This is a genomic window from Microvirga sp. CF3016, assembly GCF_036314085.1.
Taxonomy (GTDB): domain Bacteria; phylum Pseudomonadota; class Alphaproteobacteria; order Rhizobiales; family Beijerinckiaceae; genus Microvirga.
The window spans coordinates 60,533-81,780 of record NZ_JAYGGM010000002.1 but is presented as its reverse complement, the minus strand read 5'-3'; the positions used below and the strand labels follow the sequence as shown (position 1 = coordinate 81,780).

The following is a 21,248-nucleotide window of genomic DNA, read 5'->3' as shown; positions in this document are numbered from 1 at the left end:
TGGAGTGGACCAAGAATTTAGATTGTGCCAGCTCGGTACTTATATCGCAGTTTGAGCGGTGGCCAGTTTCGAAGCCCGGCGAATGGCAGTACATCCTAGCGATCTCGCCTCTTCTTCAGGCGACTTGTATAGAATCCCTCCTTCGGGAAAGCGATACGGACAGGCACCATGAACGGCTGAAGTTTGGAGTGACAATGGCGCTTCACTTTTTGTCGCATGGCGGCTGCGTCAAATTCACCGGAAACGATGATATCCGCACAGACGATCTTTCCCGTGAGGACATGAGTTTCACCATAAACTACCGCATCGACAACTTCAGGTATCTCAAGAATGACAGTCTCAACTTCGGAGGGATAAACCTTCTGTCCTCCGACGTTTATCAAATCAGATTTTCGACCGAGAATGCGGAAATATTCGCCATCCTGCTCAACTGAGTCACCTGTGATCAGATATCCATCATCTGTGAAAGGACTGGGCGCATTCAAATAACCCAGCATTGCAGACTCTGCCTTGATCTGCAAAATACCGTCAACCACACGTGTTTGGTATCCTTCACCACCTAGCTTTACCCAGAGCGAGTCACTCGACCTTGATTTGGCGCGCATGACGCCAAGTTCGATCATGCCGTAGGTTTGGCGGAGTTCGAGATCTGGGAAGATCGACTTCAAGCTGGCAAGTGTAGTCTCCGGCATCGGCTCGGCGCCATAGGTGATCAGCTTCAGGCTCGATAGGTCATACTCCTCGTAGGCGCGGCTTATCAGGAGCATATTTAGAAATGTCGGTGTCGCTGGGAGTAACTCGATCCGATGCTGCTCAACAAGCTGGCAAATCTCTTGCGGGGTTCTAGTCTCCGGAAATACGACTAGGGTGCCGCTCGCGAGGCAGCCAAGCAGAGTATTCAGGCCGCCCCAATGATCGAAGAGAAGAAAATTCAGCGTTATAAGCCCAGGGCGTGGGTTATGGAACTTTGTGAGAAGTCGGGAGAAATCATGAACGACACCTTTTGGCTTTCCGCTCGAGCCGGAAGTGAAGAGCACGAGCCCTGGCACCGCTCGCTCCGACAAAATCTCAAACAGCCTATGGCTTTCGGCCTGAGGGTTTCCTGTCTTAACGACAGGATCGGAGGAAATTGCAGGTGCATCTCGTACATCGAGAACAAGGTGAGGTTCAATTTCGGTCAACAGATCCCCTACGTTTGTGTAGGTTGTTTCCGTGAGAGGGATCGTGATCGCGCGGCGAGCAATGAGCGCAAGTAGAAGCGGGATCGATCGGAACGAGAAGTCGCCGAGCAGAACGACGCGTGAACCTGCGTCGACACCGAGCTCATTGGCAAGCCACTCGACGTCTCGCTGGACTTGGTCAGCAAGCTCAATGTAGGTGAGGTACTGCCCATGCCATGCGAAAGCTCGCTCTCCACCACGCTCGCGAAACTTGTTTATCAGAAAGCTGATATCGCCGAAGTCAGTTGCCATCGTCGTTGCCGTATTTCACTCGTAGAGAAGTCGCAGGGACAAGAGTTCGTTAAAGTTATGGATTGATCAGGGCCGAAGCCCACGAAAGGCCGACGCCAAATCCACACAGAACAATCGGCCGATCTTTGCGGATTTTTCCAGCCTCTTGCGCTCTTTGAAGAGCGATTGGGACTGACGCAGATACCGTGTTTCCAAGAGTCCTCATATCGAATACGAGTTGCTCTGGGTTGAGACCTAGCGAGCGAGAAATGCCGTCAACGGCCACCTTGCTTGCTTGGTGAAATACGAACGATCCGACGTCCTCGATGCGAAGATTGTTTCGATCGAGCAGTTCGCGGACAGCCTTTGGGATCGTGGTGTTGAAGAAGGACAATACGCCGAGCCCATCCATTTCAATATGCTCGGCTGTGCGGGTATTTCCGCTCCGATCAGAAACCTCTTTTGCGGTGTCGGCGGAGCGCGGCAAACGGGTGCCGCCGGCTCGAACGATAAAGCGCTCGTACTGGGCTCCTGACGTGCCGAAGGAAACGTCAACCACATTGAGTCGGTTGTCAGCTATCTTCAGCTGATCATCGGTTAATCCAGATACGATTGTCGCGGCCCCGCCATCTCCAAAAAGGCAGCGACTGGAGCGATCCGCTGGGTGAATGAGGCGCGAGTAGGTATCCGCGGTAACAATGAGAACCCGTCGCGATGTTCCACTCTGTATGAGACCACGCGCAATACCTAGGCTGTATACGAAGCCTGAACATGCAAGGGTGATGTCGAAGGCCATGACGTGTGGTGAGAGGCCTAGCCTCTCGTGTAAAATGCACGAGTTCGGCGGTATTGGGTGGTCGGGCGTTTCCGTGCAAAAAATTATGGAGTCAATTTCCCCTCGGACCAGTTTGCCTCGCTGTTCGAGCGCAAGGCATGCACGGTAGCCTAGGTCCAAAGCTGTTTCGTCCGCCGCAGCGATACGCCGCTCTTCAACCCCTGTCCTATCAAGGAGCCGGACCATGTCCCAAGTTGGGTTCTCGCGTGCGAGGTCCTCATTTGTGATAACCCGCTCAGGCAGAGCATAGGCAATGGCCTCAATGCATACTTTGGTAGCCAGGGGGGGCTCGAGAGGATCTTTCAACCTGTTCATGCTTGCGAACAACTAGTTTGTGAGCGCGATTGTTGAAGCTGCGCGAGCTTGAGCTTCGCGCAACGGACCAACAGCACCATGCCCTGGATACATTGTGAGGTGATCTGGCAGATTCGCTAGGAGTTGAATGCTCTCCTGGATCTGTGCAACCGACCCTCCTGGCAGATCCGTGCGACCAGCTCCATTCGGGAGGAGGGTGTCGCCAGTGAATAGATGATCGCCCAGCCTAAAGCAGACGCTGCCTTTCGTGTGGCCAGGCGTCGCAATGCATTCGACCTGGAATTCTTTCACTACCAAACCGGTTTCTATGATATCCGCAAGGTCAGTGAAGCTGGACGGAAGCGATATCGATTGTCCTTCGCCAAAAAGGCTGCGGTAAAGGTTCGCCTGACGAAGCAAGCTTCTATCAGCTCCATGAAGATAGAATGGGAGGTCGGCAAAATGCTCCATCAGTCTACACACAGCACCAATATGATCATAATGGGCATGTGTATTGAGGATGGCCAGTGGTACTAGCTTCCGAGTGCCAATGACATCAAGAAAGCGCTCGGCTTCCGCTCCAGGATCAATTACGAGGGCATGGCGGCTGATGCTCTCTACGATATAGCCATTCTGCCGCCAAGCTCCGGTCGTGATTCTGTGGATGTTCGAAATCACGTTCACGATACGCCCCCAAAATAGATAGTTTGGCCCGTAATGTTGCGGGCGTTTGGCGAAGCAAAGAAGTTCACTGCGTGAAGGACATCCCGGACGCTCAGCAGAGCGGGTTTAATAAGCTGCTGTTGTTTGGCAGCAAGAGCTTCCTGAGGTAGAGCATCGACCATACCGGACTCGCCGACGAGCGACAGCCCAAGACAGTTTATTGTGATGTCATCGCTGGCGCATTCACGCGAAAGCGTGATGCAGAGATTCTCCAGTGCCGCTTTGCTGGCGTTATAAGATGCGCCACCTACACTGGCCAGCGGTACATTAATAGAGGAAAAGTTGATTATTCGCCCGAACTTCGTGCGCTTCATCAGCCTGATTGACTCGCGCATTACAATAAATGCACCTACCAAGTTAGCCTCTAGGACATGCATAAAGTCGGACGCCGGGGTGAGCAGGCCGAGGCGTGATGAACTCACGCCCGCGTTATTGACGACAACGTCGAGACGGCCGTGTGTCGTCACGATCTCATTGAGCATTTTCCGCACGGCCGCTTCGTTCGCAACGTCAAGTAATACATGGCGATATCGCTTGTGCTCAATCAACTGCTGACCACTACGCGAACAGCCGTAAACATAATCGCCTTCAGCCAATAGAGCTTCTACGAGACCTCGGCCGACTCCGCGGCTTGAGCCGGTAACCAACACAATCCTAGGATTTCTAGGGATTTCGTGGGAATTGAGGGTCTCAGACATATTTTAGGCGGCTGCAGTGAGATTATCCAGATACGAAGCTAGGCTTCCGACGCTCTGAAATGGGTTCTCGGCCGAAGTGAATATCGACTCGTCTGCCAGAGCGATCGACTTGCCGGTTTCGTCGAAAACGACCTGCTCGATAGCGACGACGAGGTTGACCAAGGTAAGGGAGTCGACGCCGCCCTTGGCGTCAAGGAGCAGGGTATCAGGGCTTTTCGAGACAGGCGGTGCGTCGGGATTCTGGGCATTGATCTCGTCAATCGCCTTATAAATAAGTTCAAGGGAACGCATACGTTTTGTCTCCAGCAGTGGTCAAAGTTGAGTTTAAAAGTAGTCGATATCAGCGAGCGTCATGTATGTCGACCCATACCCTTTCAGCCACGCTAGATCTCGGTTCCGTGGTAACAGGAAGATCGGTGTGGGGTGCGGGAGGTGATTGTCTGAAATAGGAATGAGAGGTCGGGCTACCAAGCGTGCGAGCATTGGATTAGCTGGATTTACCATTGTGAACACCACATCGGCTCCTTCATGGATGCCGATCCGGGATAAGTAAAGCCAGAGAACTCCTCGCAAGCTTGAGTTAATATGATTAGAAAAGGCAACGTCCATAAGTATAATAAAGTTTAACCCAGATAAAGTAAGCTTTCTCCAAACAAAATATCCTATTGCCTGATCGCGCACGCGGACAGTAACGATGTTTCCGTTGAAAATTGGTCCTTCTTGAAAGCGCCACCTAAGGAATGCCTGCGAGCGCTCAAAGTGAGGCCCGGCAACAGCGCGAAAACCGTCAAGAATACTTTCCAATTCACTGTCGGAAGGCAGGCCAGTATCAAAACTAATTCTATTCAACTTCTGCCCAATGGCCGCGGCGCCACGCAGCGTAATGCGCCAAGGAGCTGCAAGTGCTTCAAGGGCCTCAGGGAGTTCTCGCCCTGCAACCTTGCTGGCAAGTTTGTGGAACCGTATTGGGATACCGTAGGCTTTGAGATTGAATGCTACCGGGTAACGTAAAAACTTGCGGTAAAGGGGGTCACTCGTTTCATTGGACGTATGAACGAGAAGATCGATCTGCGGAGCCTTGGATTGCCCGCGGACAAGCGACATAAAGTTGAGTGCGGATCGATGGCCCGGTTCGAGAAGGAGATCGGCAACCAGCCCTGCACGACAAGTTGTTGCTGGTTCTGGGCGAAAAACTCTTGGCATGATGACGGACCGGCCGACAATCTTGCCCTCGTTATAGAGGTTGACAGAGATCGATGGACCGTCGTGACCCTGCCCATGCTTCCACCAAAAATGGTCGGGGTCAGTCGTAGTAGGGTCGCTATAGGTCGTTTGAGCTAGAGCAATGTGATTCGATATCGTCTCTATCTCAATTGGCTCGACACGAACGTCCAGCATCTACATCCCGCATGGCTTTGATCCGCGGCTCTTTTGCCTGATCAAGGCTCGGGGCGCAAGCCGAGCCGATCTCAAAAGGTGGTCGGCGAAATGCTAAGGAGTGCGGAGGCGACTAGTTAACGAAAGACCGTGTTCTCGTCGAAATGCCGCAACCTTTTTCTCAAACTCTGACTGGGTTTGCCAGCCTCGACGCTCATAAAGCAATGGACCTCGATGAGGCCGATCTGAGGTAGTTGCAGCCGTCAAAGCCTGAATTTGTTGTGTTCCTCGTGTAATATAATGAATAAAAACGAATGGAAGTAATCCGATGAATGTCTTTCTTTGGCTCTTGTACTCCGTGCATAGCTTCAGATATTTGAGGCGCCGCGTTGCTGGAATTCTGAATTCTTTGACTGATCCCGCTTCGGCAATGGGATTGAGAGCTGTGTAGGGAAAGAATACTTTGTTGTTGCTGTTATAAAGTGGAAATTGGTAAACGTGACTCTCCCGGCCCAATGCTCGACCGATTGCGACGGCCAGAAGTGCGGCGGCATCATGATCCGGATGTCCTCCCTCCCAGCTTGGCGCATAAATTGAGTTTATGGCAAGCAGATCGCCATTCTGGTTTAGGGCGGCGAGGATCGCATCGAAAACTGTCTTTAAGTTCTCTGCCAGACCTTGGTCTTCAATCGCCTTTGAGGTGCCTAAATACCAGATTCGTTCGGATGCGACACCAAGCTGCGTAAGGACTTTTGAGCTTTCGCCGTTGCGCTGGTCCGTCGTGGCTCGACCGTATGCCCCATTCGTTAGAAATATGATGATAGGTGTTCTTCCCAAGGATAACGAAGTATCAATGAGGAAGAAAGCTCCAAACTCGTCATCCTGGTGTGGGAGCAGAAACAAATCAAAATCGTCTTCGCTGAAATTTTGCATCGGATCAACTTTACGTTATGACCAGCGCGATGCCAAACATCATCAAAGATACTCCAAGAAAATACTTGAGGCTCAGCGGCTCTGAATAAATTGCCCAACTCAACATAGGCAAGACGATGATCGACAACGAAGCAAAAGGGTAGGCGATTGTCAGTGGCACTCTCGATAACAACCAAATCCAATAAATCATCGAGAGCCCATAAAGTGCCCCAGTCGCCCAAAAGCTTATGCTGAATGGGAGTCTCATTGCCGTGTCAATAAGGGAGGCAGAACTCGCGAGTTCCTTTGCGACGTATTTGAATGCAATCTGCCCCAGAGCCATGAACAAGACATAGCCTAAAAGGAGCAATATATTGCCCAGATCTAGTTTCAAGGTGAGCCTCATGCATGGAAATTTGAGCAATTAACCTAGGTTGAGTGGTGACCTGGGATTTGATTGACCGAGCCCGAACTCGATATCGCGCTCTATAGACAACGCTATATTGGTGCAGTGCAAAAACTGAGTGAAACGGTCGGGCTTCGGTTTGCCTGAGACGAACGCGGAGTGCTTGGTATTGTGCTGATCGTCGTGATCGTGAAGCTATCCCACGTAGGGATCGCTGGAATCGGAAAATGTCTCAGCTTTAGCAAAGGCTTGGCCTCGCAGTGGTTTGGGAGTGATTTGCAATGCTGGCATCGACTGCAGAGGGTCTTTAGGCACATTGTTGATGTCATATGCCAGCGCAGCAAGCAGGAGTTGAGCGCCCAGGATCACCATAAGAGCGACCAACATAACTGTTCCAGTGGGCGTAGGGCTTCCGGAGAAGCCAGCGTTGATCCAGTTGTAGGCACCATATGCAGTGCCTGTAATAGTTAAAACCGATCCTAACATCGACTCTAAGGTGGCCGGGCTAATATCCCGAAGGATATAATTATAGAAGAAGCGTTTAAAAAAGTTGACTAGGTATCGACTCGGGAAATCAACTAGAACGCGAGATATCTTCAGGTTGCTCGTCTCATTCCCATATACCGAAGGCATAGGGGTGTCTCGAACTACCGCTCTTATGCTGCTCAGGCGAAATAGCATGTCCGACTCAAAGAAATATCGTTTTGCGACTTTGTCGAAGTTTATCATTCGCAAGGCAGTTGAGTGTATCGCTGTATAACCATTCGTCGGATCCATTATATTCCAGTACCCAGTAGAACATTTGTTCACCAGCGATAGGACCGCATTGCCGAAGATTCGCATTGGCGGCATGGTTTGTAAGTATTCGATCTCGTAGAAGCGGTTTCCCTTTGTGTAGTCGGCCTCTTTATGCAGGATAGGCGCAATTAGAACATCGATGTAGCCAGGATCCATCTGACCGTCGCCGTCCAATTTGATGCAGATGTCGAAGTTTTCCGCTAGCGCGGCCTTATAACCTGTTGCGACAGCGCCACCAACGCCCTGGTTTTGATCGTGAAATACAACTTTGACGGTTGAGCTATCTGGAAAATGCTCCTGGACGATCTGTCCACTTCCTTGCGGGCACTTGTCATCGATCACGAAAATCTTGTCGACCCGGCCGATCAATTCACTCACAACAGTGAGAACCTGAGCACGAACTTTATAGCACGGGATGATCGCAGCAGTTTTCATCGGTCTGGACGGGGTTCACGAATATACAATTTTATTTCATGAGGCTGGATACACGTGCAGGTAATCGCTTTCAACCACGAACTTATGGGCAAATGGCAGGACACCATCTTCTAAGAAGTCATACATGCCATTCAAGTTACATAAAAAACGACTGTGTTCTCTGCCGCTTCGATAAATGGATCGCTCGTAAAGTCGGTATTGTGTTGGAAACTAGCCGCCTCGATAAGGCGGCTTTCGGTTGCCAGACCATACAGATACTAAACTTTGCTGTACGGCGTACGAGGATTCGCCACAGGCCCTCGCGGAGAAATCAGTCTGACTGGTAATGGGGCTCGCTGAGAGGATCCAAGCCTCCGGGGACTTGATCGTCTCCGACTGAAGCAGGACGCAAAAGAGGAGGCGAAGCTGAACTCGACGAGGTTGTCGTACCTATTGCCGAGCAGTTCTCGATCTGAATATGGGAATTCTAATCTCTGAGCGCACATTAGAGAGAAGCTTTTTTAATTGCGACGAGTATGAAGGCAGAGTGGAAGTCTGGGCAATCCCGAGCCTGGCTCTATTTCCGGATTATTTTCGCCTTTGCCCACCTTATGATCTTTAGCACCTTCCAAGGCAGCACCCTCTCGACCAGGTAAACACGCCAGGCAAACATCCTTTCCCGGACCCGATAGCGCCTCATGAGGAAGGTGGAGACCGGCTGCGTCGCCAGGAACTCGACTGCCCTCATCTTCGGGAAGGGGCTGAGAGTGTTCTGGCCTGGGAAGGTGCGGGCGGTCTCGGCCGCGATGGCCTCGAGGGCGGCCAGGTACTGCTCCATCGAGTAGTCCCGGTGGCGGGCAAAGGCCGCCTGCGACAATGCGACCAGCCGGTCCGCCGTCAGCCCCTCCAGCAGGTCCACCACGGCCTCGGCCGAATACGCGTCGAGCAAAAACCCGTCCACCCCCGGGCGGATCACCTCCGCCGGACCCGGGGCATAGCTCGTGGCGATCACCGGCACGCCGAACGAGAACGCCTCCAGGATCACGTTGCCGAACGACTCCTTCTTCGACGGCAGCAGCACGACCGAGGCCTCGCCGTAGAGGCGGGTCTTGTCGGTGACGTTGTAGAGGATCTCGACCCAGTCGCGCACCCCGGCTTCCTCGAGCAGGGCGAGAAAAGCCGGCAGGTCGGGAGAGTTGGGGCCGTCGGTGGTGAAGAGGCGCAGCCGCTCCAGGCCGCGCGCCTGCATCAGCCTGGCGATCGGCACCAGGCGCTCGGCGCCCTTGGTGTGGAAGTCGATGCGCCCGACGTAAGTCGCGAAGCGGTTCTTCTCTGGATCGTAGCCGTTGTGGGAGCGGGTCTCCACCGGCAGCCGGATCTTGGTCAGGTCGTGGATCCCAAGCTGGCGGTGGAAGGCCATGTCCATGTCGGACAGGCACAGGATGCGCGAGACCCGGTAGCTGTCGAGGTAGTCCTGGTCGGCGAGCGCCAGGGTGTCTTGCAGGATGAACGACAGCTGACCCGACGCCATGTGAAGCAAGGGAAGACGCGAAAGCTGTCGGTAGATGTTGGCCGGGAACTTGCGGATGATGTTGTTGGGAGTGATCACCACCGTGTCGGTGGCGTGACAGGTGCCGAGGAAGGCGAGCACCCCTTCCGGATCGTCGGAGGCGGACAGGGTGCCGGGCAGAGAGCCGGTCGGGTCACCTTGGACGGCCAGGCAGACGTGGCGGATAGGCCGGCCGGCCGCCGCCTTCACCGTGTTGCGCACACGCCCCGGAATGCCGCCGATCTGACCGGGATCCTGCACCAGGTGAATGATCGTCTTCAGCCGGAACGGCATCGTATCGTGCAGAGCCGTGTAGCGATCGAGCCGATCCTGGTCGCTCAGCGATGCATCCTCGCGAACCACCTTAAGGAGATTCCGGTGCAGCGTTTGAACGTACGTGTCATTGATGCCGTAGCGTTCCTTGAGAACTTGGTAGTTCTGTATTCGCGCGGCGATCTCATGCAAAAGGATATTCTTGGCGAGCGTCGACTTGCGAGACGTGGCGATGAAGTAGAACGGCGCGGTATCCTCGATCTTTACCCGGTCGAATCCTCCCAGGAGGATCCGCATGTTGAGGCGCACATCTTCGCTTCGACCCTTGATGTCATCACGGGTATGCAGGACCAAGGCTTCGCGATTGTAGATCTTGCCGCCGATCCCTGAGAGAATGCGTGAGATCGTGTCGCTGGAGATCGGCCGCTCATTGTCGAAGGATTTCGGAAAGATCCGCAACGGTCCGATCATGAAGGGCGTGACGATCATGTCCAGGCCAGGCGCCAAGCGCCGTGCCAGGGTCATGAGTGCCTTCGGGTTGATGAGATCGTCGCCATCGACAAAAGTGACATAGGGGCTTTGGGCGTTGCTGGCGATAAATTGCCGCCCAACCGATGGCGAGCCGAAGTTGGTCTCGGCCAGTTGGGCCTGAAAGTTGCGCTTCTTCGAGATCGGATGCTGCGCGATCAGAGTGGCGGTCCCATCGGTGCTGGCATCATCGAAGAGAATGACATGGATCAGCGACTCATCGAGCCGGGAGAGACGATCGAGGAGGGGGTTGATATTCTCCCGCTCGTTATGAGTGGTGACACCGACCGTCAAAATGGGATTCATGCAGGGATCTCTACTGGTCGTGGCAAGGCTGCCGCAAGGATAGGGCCGTTCACCAGCTCTGCTTCCGGGTCGCCTGAATGAGGAGGGTATCCGAGGAGATGTCTCCTCCCGTTTGCTCTTAAGCGTGGTTCATGAAAGGTCTATAGATTAAAGCATTGCTGGAAGACGCCTTATTGCGTTTCCCCATGAGCCGTCAACTTCGGGTAGGGCGGTCCCCAGGGGCATATCGGCTGAAATGAGGCTGCCGAACGTCGCCCGGCGCTATTGGCGGGGCTTTCTGCTCAAACCTGCCTTCAGGGAGCGCAAGGGCTCTGTCACCCGCCAGGAAAAGGAGCTTTCCAGCTCATTGATCTGGGATTTCAGCATGGCGATACGGCGACGGGCCGAAGCCAGTTTGTCGTTCAATGTCCGGATAGCCTTGATCTTCGGAAAAGGGCTGAGAGTGTTCTGGCCTGGGAAGGTGCGGGCGGTCTCGGCCGCGATGGCCTCGAGGGCGGCCAGGTACTGCTCCATCGAGTAGTCCCGGTGGCGGGCAAAGGCCGCCTGCGACAATGCGACCAGCCGGTCCGCGGTCAGCCCCTCCAGCAGCTCCACCACGGCCTCGGCCGAGTACGCGTCGAGCAAAAACCCGTCCACCCCCGGGCGGATCACCTCCGCCGGACCCGGCGCATAGCTCGTGGCGATCACCGGCACGCCGAACGAGAACGCCTCCAGGATCACGTTGCCGAACGACTCCTTCTTCGACGGCAGCAGCACGACCGAGGCCTCGCCGTAGAGGCGGGTCTTGTCGGTGACGTTGTAGAGGATCTCGACCCAGTCGCGCACCCCGGCTTCCTCGAGCAGGGCGAGAAAAGCCGGCAGGTCGGGGGAGTTGGGGCCGTCGGTGGTGAAGAGGCGCAGCCGCTCCAGGCCGCGCGCCTGCATCAGCCTGGCGATCGGCACCAGGCGCTCGGCGCCCTTGGTGTGGAAGTCGATGCGCCCGACGTAAGTCGCGAAGCGGTTCTTCTCTGGATCGTAGCCGTTGTGGGAGCGGGTCTCCACCGGCAGCCGGATCTTGGTCAGGTCGTGGATCCCAAGCTGGCGGTGGAAGGCCATATCCATGTCGGACAGGCACAGGATGCGCGAGACCCGGTAGCTGTCGAGGTAGTCCTGGTCGGCGAGCGCCAGGGTATCTTGCAGGATGAACGACAGCTGACCCGACGCCATGTGAAGCAAGGGAAGACGCGAAAGCTGCTCCTGGATGACGGGAGAGAAGGCGCGGATGACCGAGTTGGGGGTGATCACCACCGTATCCGTGGCATGACACGTGGCCAGAAAAGCTAGTATCTCGGCTTCGCTGTCCTCAGCGTAGTAAGTGTTGGGCACCGCGGCCGAATCGCGCTTGGCGGAAAGGCAAGCGTGGTGGATCGGGCGGCCGGCTGCCGCCTTTACCGTGTTGCGCACGCGGCCGGAAATGCCGCCGATCGCCGAAACGTCCTGCACCAGGTGAACAATTGTCCGAAGCTGAGAAGGCTCGGACGAAGTTGAATCAGCTGCCTTTCCGATGAAAGTCATGCTTGTATATGGTCCTTGGAGTCTGACACAGGCGTTCGAGCGCGGTCCCGGCCCAGGAACCCGGTTTCCGTGGACTTGCGCTTTTCTGTTGCCACACCCTGAAGGTGGTAAACTTTGCTGTGTGGCGTGTAGACGATCCGTTGCTGGAGATGGCGCCTGATGAAGTCGCACAGGATCCAGTCAGAGCGGTAGTGCGGGGCATTGCCGCTGTCCAGACCTCCCGCGGCCCTGATCGCTTCCGGCCGCACGAGACCGCAGAACAGAGGCGCGTAGGTGAGTTCGACGAGGCCATCCTCATGATCGAAGGCCAGATCGAGGATGTTGCTGTGATGCAGCGAGAGGTTGATGTCGCACTCGAAGTCTCGCGCCGCTCCGGGCATGTGAACCTTGGTGATTTTATTATTGGCTGGAAGAACCTGCCGCGGGACAACCATGCCTGCATCGTCATGCTTGAAGAACACATAGCGCAATTCATCGAGCCAATCAGGTGTCGCCAGAGTGTCGTTGTTGAGGATCATGATTTTTTCGTCACGGTCCATGACTTCAGCCAATCCTCGGTTCACGGCGAAGCTGAATCCAGACTTTTCGTCTTCCCTGATCAGGCGTACGTTCTCAAACAACCTCGGCAACTTCTCCAATTGCGCATAGGTTTCCTCAGAGGATCCGTTGTCCACGATCAGAACATGGTAAGGCGTTGGCGTATGCTCTGCGATCGACCTCAGACACATCTCGAGTTCCCCGGGAGACTCGTAATTGGGGATGACGATTTGAACCAGCTCGGCAGGCAGGCTGGCCAGTCGCTTCTGACGCTGTCGACGTGCTTCGCGGCTGATGGAAAATGCAAGATGTTCCTGCTCATCCGTTGTCGCAAACGGCTGCGACCATTCCGAACGTTCCATAAGCTTCGCCCGAACGGCCCGAAGAGCAGTGTCCTCAGCCACCGTAACGACGCTATCCGCCTTCACTCGAAAGGAATGACCGAGCAGGCAGGGAACGGCAAGTGGTGTTGCGACCTCAGTCATTCTGAGGATGAGATCCCACCCGACGTATCGCTTCAGGGATGGATCGAACCATCCCACTTCCCGCAATAGATCGCGCTCATGAAGGAGCGTGATCGGCGCAATGTAGTTTCTGTTCTCCAGAAGCGAGCGGTTGAAGGGCGCAAACCGGATGCCCTTAAAGGCGTGACCCAGCCGGGCATTGGGTTCGAACTTGTCCCACATGACTTCGGCGCCATAGGAGAGCCGCGCACCCTGCGATCGCATCTGATTCAGGAGGATGAGCAGGCAATCGGGATCCCACTGGTCGTCATCGTCAAGGTATGCGATCACCTGACCAGCCGCATGTTCGATTCCCGTATTGCGGGCAATTGCAACTCCAACAGGCTCATCGAGGCGGATGAACCTGATGCGACTGTCGCTGAACTGTCTCACCACACCTTCAGTCTCGGCATCATCGCTTGCATCGTCGACGACGATCAACTCCCAGTTCTCGTAGGACTGCATGAGAACCGAAACGATCGCGTCGCCAAGAACAGCTGCGCGATTGCGCGTCGGCATGACGATGCTGATCAGCGTATCCTGCGGGGCGGTCGAATAATCCGCGGCCAGCTTTCTCTTGGTGTTGTCCATATAGGCGACAACCCGCAGATCGCTTTCCCACAGCTCCGGACCGATGGTGTCGGGCATGATCATGGTCCGGCGGAGATAGTCGTCAAAGGTGTTGTAGAGTTTGTGCAATCGGCTCTTGATTTGGTACGGGGCCAGGTACTGCGTGGGCGGCACGCGGCAGAGGATCGGGGAAGCCGTCACCCGGAAGAGATGTCCTTGAGGCACGTGGGCATGACCCGGATAGCGGAGATTTTCGAAGGACGGACCGGGATGCTGACCCTGCTTCATCCCGGTCTCACGGTAGAACCGATATGCCTCGTCGAGGTCTTTGGGAGCCTCGGGATAGCGGGCCACGTACCAAGGCCCATCGAAGAGCTGCCGGGCCGGTTCCAGTCGCGGGGGCTGCTCTTTCTCGGCTCCAGGCGATTTGGAGGCCTTAACAGATTTCGGTTCCGCAGGAGACGAGGCGGCGGCAAGACGTTCCGCAATGGCTCTCGCGGCTTGGTCAGGCAGCAGGGATCTCGTCCACTGCCGGGCAGGCTGAGGAATGAGAAAAAATGCCGATCTAAGGGCGCGTCGTATCATCACTGCCTGTGCGTCATAACCGGATAAATGCGTTATCCGTGAGAACTCTCAAACGCAACCTCATGTGACAAGATATCTTGAAAGCTCAGTAGCCAGCTCCCGCATCTCCTCGGAAGAGAGTGCTGATGCCCAGCCTGTTGGAGCAATCGGCTCAGGTTGCAAGGGCGCAGACTGCAAGCACTGAGAGTGCACTTTGGCGATATTGGACAAGTCTTTTCCATATTCTCAAGATTATAAGTCAGTAGAATTCTTTTCGCTCAAGCTTGATGCAGGCTCGGTTTCTGCGTATGAGCAGGGCAAATTACGTTATAAAGTTAAGATATGGTTCACTCGCGGCATCACCTTGTTCCAGAGATCCAGGGCCTTCGTGCCGTGGCGGTGCTGGCTGTCGTGATCTATCACCTCTGGCCCAAGATCTTGCCCGGCGGGTATGGGGGCGTCGATGTCTTCTTCGTCATCTCGGGCTACCTGATTACCGGCTCGCTGTTCAAGGAGTTCGACGGCACCGGGGGCATCGACATTGCAGGCTTCTATGCCCGCCGGATCCGGCGCCTGCTTCCGGCGGCCACCGTTGTTTCCTTGGCCGTGGCGTTGTCCATCCCGTTCTTCCCGCAGGCTCAATGGTCCGACATCGCCAAGAGCCTCGTGGCGAGCGCCCTTTATGGTCAGAACTGGTTCCTGGCTGCCCAAGCCGTCGACTACCTGGCTGATGACGCTAAGGGACCGATGAACCACTTCTGGTCGCTCTCGGTCGAGGAGCAGTACTACATCGTCTGGCCGCTGATCCTCCTGCCGATCCTCCACTTGGCGCGGCGGACCGCCTTGAGCCCCCGGACGGCCTTCGGCTGGTTCGTGGGCTTGATCGGGCTTGGCTCGCTCGCCTACTCGGTCTGGCTGACGCCGCTTAATCCGGGCGTGGCCTATTTTGCGACGACGACCCGGGCCTGGGAACTGGCCCTGGGTGGCATGCTGGCTGTCTGTCCGGTACGGAATGCCCTGGCTCAGCCCACACGGGCGGTGCTGGGGCTTGTTGGGTTGGGGGCGATCGTCGTCGCGTGTCTGGCCTACAGCGATGAGACGAGCTTTCCCGGCTATGCAGCGCTCTTGCCCACCCTCGGAGCGGCAGCGGTGATCCTGTCCTGTCGCGCCCCGGCGTCTTGGTCGGTCGGGAGGATCCTGAATACACGCGCCTTCCAGTATCTCGGCGACATCTCCTACTCGCTCTACCTCTGGCATTGGCCATTGATCGTACTCTATGGCACGGTCTCAAGCCGGGCGATCGGCCCCCGCTCGGGGATCGCTCTCCTCGTTGGCTCTGTGGCGCTGGCTCACCTGAGCAAGATCTTCGTCGAAGATCCATTCCGAAGCGCACGCTTTGCCGTCGGACGCACCCTCATGGCCGGGGCAGCAGCAATCGCGCTCCTGGTGATGGTCGGGACGATTTATCTCGCGCGAGACGCCAGTGAACCAATCACAGTTGCCGGGACGGAAGCTCCGCGGGGGGCGCTGGCGATGAGGGATCCCCACTATGATTGGAGGAGGGAGGATCCTTCCAAGATTGTGCCGCGACCTGGGAAGGTCAAAGCGGATGTGTCATCCGCCTATCGGACTAAGTGCCATCAAACCATTCAGGGCACTGAGGTGCTGACCTGCGACTATGGAGATCCCGCGCGCCGGACGAAGATCGCCATGGTCGGAAATTCACATGCTACACATTGGTTTCCTGCCTTCGAGGAACTCGCGCGCACTCGGCCGATCTACTTCCGTGGCATAGCGAAGTCGGCGTGCATTTTCTCGTTGGAGCCGATCTACAATACTGATCTGAAGCGCTCTTATACGGAATGTGCGGAATGGTCGAAGAATGTTGTCGATTGGCTCTCGCGGGAACGTCCGGATGTCGTTCTCATTTCTCATTCCCCAGCGGACAAAAATGCCACGCCTGAGCAGCTCGCCGCGACTTGGAAGGTGTTGCTTGAAAAAGGACTGGACGTTCGCCATGTTCGAAACATCCCCTGGATATCCTTTGATCCCGGTAGATGCCTTGAGGGCACCAAGAACTGGATAGCGGACTGCATACCGGCGCGCAAAAAAGTCTTGCGACAGGATAATCTATATTTCGTGGCAAAGATGTTGAACGTAAAGATTTTGGATTTCTCTGAATATTTCTGCGATGGGAATCATTGCCCTATCGTGATCGGTGGAGTCCTCGTTTACCGAGACAGTCACCACATGACGGCGACCTACGCGCGGACTCTGAGCAAATCCATCGAAGAACAATTGCTTGGTACTCTTCAGCAATCTCTCGCCAATTAAACTGCGACCCTGTTCCGCTTGAAAAGTGTGTCGCCAGCAAGCATCTTATGTTATATCAGAAGTGAAATACACGATAGATTCTACGTTAACCTTGTAACAAGAGGCGGATGGTGGAGGACAAAAGCAACCTCATCCTTCCCGTCATCCTCTGCGGCGGTTCCGGAGCGCGCCTTTGGCCAACCTCCCGAGACGGTAAGCCAAAGCAATTCATCGACCTTCTGGGTGACTATTCGACTTTCCAGATGGCCGTCCGGCGTGTTGTCTCGCACGAGATCTTCTCGCGCCCTAGCGTCATTCTGGGGAGCGCCACCCGATTCATCGCCGTCGAGCAGCTGGCGCAGATCGGAGTCGAGGCCGATATCATCCTTGAGCCGATCCAGCGGGACTCCGCTGCAGCCGTTGCAGTCGCGGCGTGCCGTGCGGCGCGTCGCGATCCCAAGGCAATCGTCCTCATTGTCGCGTCGGATCATGTCATCGAAGATGACGCTGCTTTCGCTGCGTCATGCGAGGCCGCTATCGAGCCGGCCCGACAGGGGCATATCATGGCTCTGGGCGTGGTGCCGCACCGTCCGGCGACGGGCTATGGCTATATCCGCCTTGACAATCCCATTGGAGACACAGGCGCTTTCAAGGTCGATCGCTTCGTCGAGAAGCCCGATGCGCGAACTGCGCAAAGCTATGTCGAGCAAGGCTTCCTCTGGAACAGCGGGATCTTCCTGTTCCGAGCCGATGTGATGCTGGAGGAGCTGGAGCGCTTCCAGCCGGCAACCCTCGCGGCAGCACGGAAGGCGCTTGAACACGCCGTCACCGATCTGGATTTCATCCGCCTTCACGAGGCCTCTTTGAGGCTCGCTCCCAAGACTTCCATCGATTACGCCGTGATGGAGCATACGGAGCGAGCAGGTGTCCTGCCGGTCTCTTTCTCCTGGTCCGATATCGGCACGTGGGAGGCTCTGTGGGACGTATCGACCCGGGATCGGAGCGGCAATTGCCTGCGCGGCAACGTGGAAGTGAGCGAGACTCGCAACAGTCTCGTCATCAGCGACGACATTCTCACGACCGTGGTCGGCCTCGACGACGTCGTGGTGGTCACCAAGTCCGATGCGGTGCTCGTTACTGCGCGTCATCGCTCGGAGCTTGTGAAGGATCTCGTGACTTCACTGCGCGCTCAACAGCGCCCCGAAGCCAGCGAGCACATCCGCATGGAGCGACCGTGGGGCTGGCACCAAAGGGTTGATCGAGGCGCCCGTTTTCAGGTCAAGCGAATCGTGGTGAAGCCGGGTGGAAGCCTTTCGCTACAGAAGCATCATCACCGCGCGGAGCACTGGGTTGTCGTGCATGGGATCGCGGAGGTGACCATCGAAGGGAGTGTCACGCTCGTGCGTGAGGGTGAAGCGGCCTATATTCCAGCCGGGGCAATCCATCGCCTCGCCAATCCGGGTCGCATCCCCCTGGAGCTCATTGAAATCCAGGTCGGCAGCTATACCGGCGAGGATGACATCATCCGTGTCGAAGACACCGATGGACCTTGACCGGCAATGCCCCGGCGATCTTTTCCCGCTCTCGCGTGTTGAGTCTCCTGTGCAGCTGGCAGGAGGATCGTGCGGGCATGGGGCCGAACGGGGACATTCTGGATTGCCTGATCGTCGGGGGAGGGCCGGCGGGGTTGACGACGGCGTTGTATCTCGCCCGCTTCAAGCGCCGCTTCCTGGTGGTGGACAGCGGCACGCCGCGGGCGGCCTGGATTCCCACCAGCCATAACATCCCGGTCTTCGCGGAGGGCATCTCCGGCCGGGACATCCTGGCCCGCGCCCGGGCCAATCTGGAGCAATACGGGGCTGCGATCCGGACGGGGCGGGTGACGGGCCTGCGCAAGCAGCCGGACCGCTTTATTGCGGTCGTGGAGGACAACGAGGGCGGCACGAGCCAGATCGCGGCCCGGCGGGTGGTGCTGGCCACGGGCTCCGTCGATATCGAACCCGATCTGCCGGACGTGCCCAACGCCGTGCAGCGCGGGCTCGTGCGCTACTGCCCGATCTGCGACGGCTACGAGTCTCGGGATCGCAAGATCGCCGTCATTGCCTATGGGGCTCACGGGATAGGGGAGGCGGTGTTCATCGCCCGCACCTATTCCCGCGACGTGACCTTGCTCACGTTAGGGCAACGCCTAGAGCTGGATTCGGAGCAGCGGGCGAGGCTCAAGGAGCACGAGATCAAGATCGTCGAAACCCCTGTCGAATCCCTCGACATGGAGGGCGATCGCATTTCCGCCGTGCATATGGGCGGCAAGGAGCACCGCTTCGACGTGCTCTACTCGGCTCTCGGCCTGAAATATCGCTCGGATCTCGCAATCTCGCTCGGCGCCGAGAGTGACCCTTCGGGCAGCCTCATGGTCGACAGCCACTGCCAGACGACCGTCAAGGGTCTCTACGCCGCCGGCGACATCGTCCGAGGCCTCGATCAGATCGTGGTCGGCATGGGCCATGCGGCCCTCGCCGCCACCCACATCCACAACCATTGCGAATTGCCGACGGAGGACGAGCCCGACGGGGCGTGATGCCGCTGGCAGCGGAAGCCGGCTTCAGCTCTAAGAGTTAACGTCAAGATCTCTTGCTGAGTATGAGCGGCCCGACTGCATCGCACTTATGTCGCAGGGGCTAGGGAGAACCTTTTCCTGTCTGTCAAAACGCGATATTACATTCCCTTAGGGAAGGACCGTATCTTGTTTTCCGCGGTCCGACGGGGCGACCAGACATGGCTACGAACGGCGATGATATCGTCAGTGCTTACGGCTATCAGATCAAAGGCGTGAGCTTCGATGGCGGCGCAGGCCGCGATACCTTCCAACTCCTGGGTGGCGGGTACTTCGACATCTCGCAAGCAGCCGCGTTCACCAACTTCGAAATCATTCAAGGGGGCGCAGGCCGGGATGATATTCGCGTCAGCGGCAGCCAGATCGCCACGGTCGAAAGCATCGACGGTGGGGACGATCTAGACAGGTTGTCACTTGTCGGTCCGACCTTGAACCTGACCGGGAAATCCATTCTCGGTTTTGAGCGTATCGACCTGGTCACCGCCGGAACGACCGTACGGAGCGATAGCCGCGCCATAGCTCTCCTGTTAAACGGGCAGGCAACCGACAACGACGGGGTGATCCTCGAGAACGTCACATTGACCCAAGTCGAGCGGGAGATCCTACTCGACAACGGCATCGACCGGATTACCGATGCATCCGGTGTTACAACCATCAACGACGCCGCCCACCTGACGGGCCTAGCAGGGGACCGGGTCACCGTCACGGGCGGCGGCCAGTACACATTCCTCGATTTGGAACGCGATGCCGTTGTCGCCGATGATCGGGGGACGATCCAATCACTCCGTGTAGGCTTCAACAACTCCATTCAGCACAATGTGCTCGGGATCTTCTTCCTGACGGCTTCTGGCCGGGTCACCTATGAAACCGTCAGTCCGTGGATCAAAGCGGTATACGTCGACGGGATGCTGATAGGCTCCGTCGAGAGCGACTTTGGTCTCTCGTTTACGTTCAATGCCAACGCGACGCCTGAACGCGTCACGGAAGTGCTCCGGGCGATTGCATTCCGTGGCGATGGTCTGGGGTATCTACCGGTGGCCAAGGCGACGGTCGATATCATCATCACCGATGCCGGTGGGCGCGTGACGCAATCCTCGGTGATGCTGGAAAATGCCAACGACGCCCCGGTCGGCCTTGATCTCCTCTACGGCAGGATCGCCGAAGGCTCCAAAGCAGGTTGGTATGTGGGGCAGTTGACAGCGGGCGATTACAATTCGGGTGATACACCAAACCTTCGTTACTCCCTCATCGATGATGCAGGCGGCCGCTTCAAGATCATCAACGGCAATCTGGTCGTGGCCGACGGGGACAAGCTCGATTACGAGCAGGCCAAGACCCATCAGGTGATCATCCGGGTCACGGATCAGAGGGGTCTCTACCAGGAGAAAGCTTTCACCGTCAGGGTGACAGACGTCGCCAAGGAGAAACTCACCGGCACCAGCGGCGCAGACGTTATGGTCGGAGGTCGCGACCAGGATACCCTTTCCGGTGGAAGCGGCGATGATAGACTGTCAGGTGGAGCCGGAGAGGACTCCCTGAATGGCGGCTCCGGCAAGGATGTGTTGAAAGGCGGCGGTTCCGCGGACAAGCTCTACGGCGGCACGGGCGACGACATCCTCTACGGTGGTGACGGCAAGGATTATCTGCACGGCAATGCTGGCAAGGACGCGTTCGCATTCACGTCGAAGGCCACGGGGTCAAACATCGACCGGATCGCCGACTTCGACGTGAAGTACGATCTGATCTATCTCGACAACAGGATCTTCACGAAGCTCGGAAAGCAAGGTTCCGAGGCTTTTCCTGCCAGGCTGGCGGCGAAGTTCTTCACCGTGGGCGATAACGCCAGGGACAAGGACGACTATGTCATCTATGACAGGAAAAGGGGCGTGCTCCTCTACGATGCCGATGGTACAGGCTCCAAGTACATGGCCGTGGAGGTCGCGACGCTGTCCAAGAACCTGAAGATATCAGCCTCGGACTTCTTCGTGATCTGATGCTAGACTTGTGGAGGTTGAGGATAACCTCCACA

General features: G+C 56.5%; 16 protein-coding genes. 4 read left to right on the top strand and 12 right to left on the bottom strand.

The annotated features are described in order from the left end of the window. Positions 1-95: 95 nt before the first annotated feature. The 12 genes from VB672_RS02740 to VB672_RS02685 form a co-directional block, all read right to left on the bottom strand. The gene (locus VB672_RS02740; protein WP_329782637.1) at positions 96-1,472 is read right to left on the bottom strand and encodes a long-chain fatty acid--CoA ligase; all 1,377 of its coding nucleotides are present in this window, start codon (positions 1,470-1,472) and stop codon (positions 96-98) included. Positions 1,473-1,527: 55 nt separating this feature from the next. After that, positions 1,528-2,601: a 3-oxoacyl-ACP synthase III family protein gene (locus tag VB672_RS02735; RefSeq protein ID WP_329782636.1), complete on the bottom strand. Its 1,074-nt coding sequence runs from the start codon at positions 2,599-2,601 to the stop codon at positions 1,528-1,530. A 12-nt stretch (positions 2,602-2,613) separates the two neighbouring features. Beyond that, entirely contained in the window at positions 2,614-3,264 is a 651-nt protein-coding gene (locus VB672_RS02730; protein WP_329782635.1) for an MBL fold metallo-hydrolase, read from the bottom strand. Then, positions 3,261-4,001, bottom strand: coding sequence for an SDR family NAD(P)-dependent oxidoreductase (locus tag VB672_RS02725; protein WP_329782634.1), 741 nt, complete (start codon positions 3,999-4,001; stop codon positions 3,261-3,263). The genes VB672_RS02730 and VB672_RS02725 overlap by 4 nt, the downstream gene beginning before the upstream one ends. Positions 4,002-4,004: 3 nt before the next feature. Then, positions 4,005-4,292, bottom strand: a complete 288-nt coding sequence (locus tag VB672_RS02720; protein WP_329782633.1) for a hypothetical protein — start codon at positions 4,290-4,292, stop codon at positions 4,005-4,007. A 33-nt stretch (positions 4,293-4,325) separates the two neighbouring features. Continuing rightward, positions 4,326-5,399: a hypothetical protein gene (locus VB672_RS02715; RefSeq protein WP_329782632.1), complete on the bottom strand. Its 1,074-nt coding sequence runs from the start codon at positions 5,397-5,399 to the stop codon at positions 4,326-4,328. Positions 5,400-5,492: 93 nt separating this feature from the next. Beyond that, positions 5,493-6,311, bottom strand: coding sequence for a PIG-L deacetylase family protein (locus VB672_RS02710; protein WP_329782631.1), 819 nt, complete (start codon positions 6,309-6,311; stop codon positions 5,493-5,495). 10 nt (positions 6,312-6,321) lie between these two features. Then, positions 6,322-6,684: a hypothetical protein gene (locus tag VB672_RS02705; RefSeq protein ID WP_329782630.1), complete on the bottom strand. Its 363-nt coding sequence runs from the start codon at positions 6,682-6,684 to the stop codon at positions 6,322-6,324. A gap of 207 nt (positions 6,685-6,891) precedes the next feature. Further along, positions 6,892-7,929, bottom strand: a complete 1,038-nt coding sequence (locus tag VB672_RS02700; RefSeq protein WP_329782629.1) for a glycosyltransferase family 2 protein — start codon at positions 7,927-7,929, stop codon at positions 6,892-6,894. A 556-nt stretch (positions 7,930-8,485) separates the two neighbouring features. After that, positions 8,486-10,564 (bottom strand): glycosyltransferase, encoded by a 2,079-nt coding sequence (locus VB672_RS02695; protein WP_329782628.1) that lies wholly within the window; start codon positions 10,562-10,564, stop codon positions 8,486-8,488. 261 nt (positions 10,565-10,825) lie between these two features. Continuing rightward, positions 10,826-12,046: a glycosyltransferase family 4 protein gene (locus tag VB672_RS02690; RefSeq protein WP_329782627.1), complete on the bottom strand. Its 1,221-nt coding sequence runs from the start codon at positions 12,044-12,046 to the stop codon at positions 10,826-10,828. Between the two features lie 68 nt (positions 12,047-12,114). Beyond that, positions 12,115-14,082 (bottom strand): glycosyltransferase, encoded by a 1,968-nt coding sequence (locus VB672_RS02685; RefSeq protein WP_329782626.1) that lies wholly within the window; start codon positions 14,080-14,082, stop codon positions 12,115-12,117. Between the two features lie 552 nt (positions 14,083-14,634). Here VB672_RS02685 and VB672_RS02680 point away from each other — a divergent pair. From VB672_RS02680 to VB672_RS02665, 4 genes are all read left to right on the top strand, one after another. Then, on the top strand, positions 14,635-16,626 hold the full coding sequence (locus VB672_RS02680) for an acyltransferase family protein (protein ID WP_329782625.1): 1,992 nt from the start codon (positions 14,635-14,637) through the stop codon (positions 16,624-16,626). A 107-nt stretch (positions 16,627-16,733) separates the two neighbouring features. Next, the gene (locus VB672_RS02675) at positions 16,734-18,158 is read left to right on the top strand and encodes a mannose-1-phosphate guanylyltransferase/mannose-6-phosphate isomerase (protein WP_442931898.1); all 1,425 of its coding nucleotides are present in this window, start codon (positions 16,734-16,736) and stop codon (positions 18,156-18,158) included. Between the two features lie 77 nt (positions 18,159-18,235). Then, positions 18,236-19,183 (top strand): NAD(P)/FAD-dependent oxidoreductase, encoded by a 948-nt coding sequence (locus VB672_RS02670; protein ID WP_329782623.1) that lies wholly within the window; start codon positions 18,236-18,238, stop codon positions 19,181-19,183. Positions 19,184-19,380: 197 nt separating this feature from the next. Continuing rightward, entirely contained in the window at positions 19,381-21,213 is a 1,833-nt protein-coding gene (locus VB672_RS02665) for a calcium-binding protein (protein ID WP_329782622.1), read from the top strand. Positions 21,214-21,248 lie beyond the last annotated feature (35 nt).